1 rRNA gene is annotated in these 3228 nt (G+C 56.0%); it reads left to right on the top strand.

The window, feature by feature from the left end:
• Window positions 1-48: 48 nt before the first annotated feature.
• Window positions 49-3183: ribosomal RNA gene (locus ABZ789_RS22540) — 23S ribosomal RNA — on the top strand.
• The last annotated feature ends 45 nt before the right edge of the window (window positions 3184-3228 follow it).

The raw sequence follows: 3228 nt of genomic DNA on the forward strand, positions 1-3228 counted from the left end.
AGTGTTGTGTGTTGTTTGAGAACTGCACAGTGGACGCGAGCATCTTTGTTGTAAGTGTTTATGAGCGTACGGTGGATGTCTTGGCACCAGGAGCCGATGAAGGACGTGGGAGGCTGCGATATGCCTCGGGGAGCTGTCAACCGAGCTGTGATCCGAGGATTTCCGAATGGGGAAACCCAGCACGAGTGATGTCGTGTTACCCGCATCTGAATATATAGGGTGTGTGGAGGGAACGTGGGGAAGTGAAACATCTCAGTACCCACAGGAAGAGAAAACAACATGTGATTCCGTGAGTAGTGGCGAGCGAAAGCGGATGAGGCTAAACCATGGGTGTGTGATAGCTGGCAGGCGTTGCATTCGTGGGGTTGTGGGGTTCGTTGTGTCGGCGCTGCTGAGCCGGCCGACAGTGAGAAATCATCGTGTTAGTCGAAGTGGTCTGGAACGGCCTGTCGTAGAGGGTGAGAATCCCGTAGACGAAAACATGGTGACTGTCGATGCGAATACCCGAGTAGCACCGGGCCCGTGAAATCCGGTGTGAATCTGTCGGGACCACCCGATAAGCCTGAATACTCCCTGGTGACCGATAGCGGACTAGTACCGTGAGGGAAAGATGAAAAGTACCCCGGGAGGGGAGTGAAATAGTACCTGAAACCGTGCGCTTACAATCCGTCAGAGCTGATGCAACCTTTGGTGGTTGGTTGGTGATGGCGTGCCTTTTGAAGAATGAGCCTGCGAGTTAGTGGCATGTCGCGAGGTTAACCCGTGTGGGGTAGCCGTAGCGAAAGCGAGTCCGAATAGGGCGGTCGTAGTGGCATGTTCTAGACCCGAAGCGGAGTGATCTACCCATGGCCAGGGTGAAGCGATGGTAAGACGTCGTGGAGGCCCGAACCCACTTAGGTTGAAAACTGAGGGGATGAGTTGTGGGTAGGGGTGAAAGGCCAATCAAACTCCGTGATAGCTGGTTCTCCCCGAAATGCATTTAGGTGCAGCGTCGCGTGTTTCTCACCGGAGGTAGAGCTACTGGATGGTCTAGGGGGCCCACAAGCTTACCGAAATCAGCCAAACTCCGAATGCCGGTGAGTGAGAGCGCGGCAGTGAGACTGCGGGGGATAAGCTTCGTAGTCGAGAGGGAAACAGCCCAGATCGCCGGCTAAGGCCCCTAAGCGTGTACTAAGTGGAAAAGGATGTGGGATCGCTGAGACAACCAGGAGGTTGGCTTAGAAGCAGCCACCCTTGAAAGAGTGCGTAATAGCTCACTGGTCAAGTGGTTCTGCGCCGACAATGTAGCGGGGCTCAAGTACACCGCCGAAGCCGCGGCATTCACATGAGCCTGCTTTCTTCCTACGGGGAGGGAGCCAGGTGTGTGGATGGGTAGGGGAGCGTCGTGTGGCCACAGAAGCGCCGGAGTGATCCAGGTGTGGAGGCCATGCGAGTGAGAATGCAGGCATGAGTAGCGAAAGACGAGTGAGAAACTCGTCCGCCGGATGACCAAGGGTTCCTGGGCCAGGTTAATCCGCCCAGGGTGAGTCGGGACCTAAGGCGAGGCCGACAGGCGTAGTCGATGGACAACGGGTTGATATTCCCGTACCCGTGTATCCGCGCCCAATGGCGAATCAGTTGTGCTAACCGTCCAAAAGTCTCCTGTGTCCCTTCGGGGGCTCGGGGGATGGCTGCACGGGACCCTGATTGTAGTAGTCAAGCGATGGGGTGACGCAGGAAGGTAGCTGGGCCAGGTGGTGGATGTCCTGGTGTAAGCCGGTAGGGCGTGACATAGGCAAATCCGTGTCACAGATAGCCTGAGAGGTGATGCGTACCCGTTGAGGGGAATTCAGTGATCCTATGCTGCCGAGAAAAGCCTCTAGTGAGTTGGTACACGGCCCGTACCCCAAACCGACACAGGTGGTCAGGTAGAGAATACCGAGGCGATCGAGAGAACTGTGGTTAAGGAACTCGGCAAAATGCCCCCGTAACTTCGGGAGAAGGGGGACCACGTCTGGTGATCGGATTTTCTCCGTGAGCTGGGGGTGGTCGCAGAGACCAGAGAGAAGCGACTGTTTACTAAAAACACAGGTCCGTGCGAAGTCGTAAGACGATGTATACGGACTGACGCCTGCCCGGTGCTGGAAGGTTAAGAGGACCGGTTAGCCATTTCGGTGGCGAAGCTGAGAATTTAAGCCCCAGTAAACGGCGGTGGTAACTATAACCATCCTAAGGTAGCGAAATTCCTTGTCGGGTAAGTTCCGACCTGCACGAATGGCGTAACGACTTCTCTGCTGTCTCGACCACAGACTCGGCGAAATTGCATTACGAGTAAAGATGCTCGTTACGCGCGGCAGGACGAAAAGACCCCGGGACCTTCACTATAGCTTGGTATTGGTGTTCGGTTCGGTTTGTGTAGGATAGGTGGGAGACTGTGAAGCGGCCACGCCAGTGGTGGTGGAGTCGTTGTTGAAATACCACTCTGATCGTATTGGATATCTAACCTCGGACCATGATCTGGTTCAGGGACAGTGCCTGGTGGGTAGTTTAACTGGGGCGGTTGCCTCCCAAAATGTAACGGAGGCGCCCAAAGGTTCCCTCAGCCTGGTTGGCAATCAGGTGTCGAGTGCAAGTGCACAAGGGAGCTTGACTGTGAGACTGACAGGTCGAGCAGGGACGAAAGTCGGGACTAGTGATCCGGCACCGGCATGTGGAAGCGGTGTCGCTCAACGGATAAAAGGTACCCCGGGGATAACAGGCTGATCTTCCCCAAGAGTCCATATCGACGGGATGGTTTGGCACCTCGATGTCGGCTCGTCGCATCCTGGGGCTGGAGTAGGTCCCAAGGGTTGGGCTGTTCGCCCATTAAAGCGGCACGCGAGCTGGGTTTAGAACGTCGTGAGACAGTTCGGTCTCTATCCGCCGCGCGCGTTAGAAACTTGAGGAAGGCTGTCCCTAGTACGAGAGGACCGGGACGGACGAACCTCTGGTGTGCCAGTTGTCCCGCCAGGGGCATGGCTGGTTGGCTACGTTCGGAAGGGATAACCGCTGAAAGCATCTAAGCGGGAAGCCTGTTCCAAGATGAGGTTTCTCACCCCCTCGAGGGGGTAAGGCCCCCGGCAGACCACCGGGTTGATAGGCCGGAACTGGAAGCCCAGTAATGGGTGGAGGTGACCGGTACTAATAGGCCGAGGACTTACCACGAAGATGTTACGCGTCCACTGTGCGGTATCTGAAACAACACACACA

It is taken from the genome of Rhodococcus sp. NPDC047139 (assembly GCF_040643435.1).
Taxonomy (GTDB): Bacteria; Actinomycetota; Actinomycetes; order Mycobacteriales; family Mycobacteriaceae; genus Rhodococcus.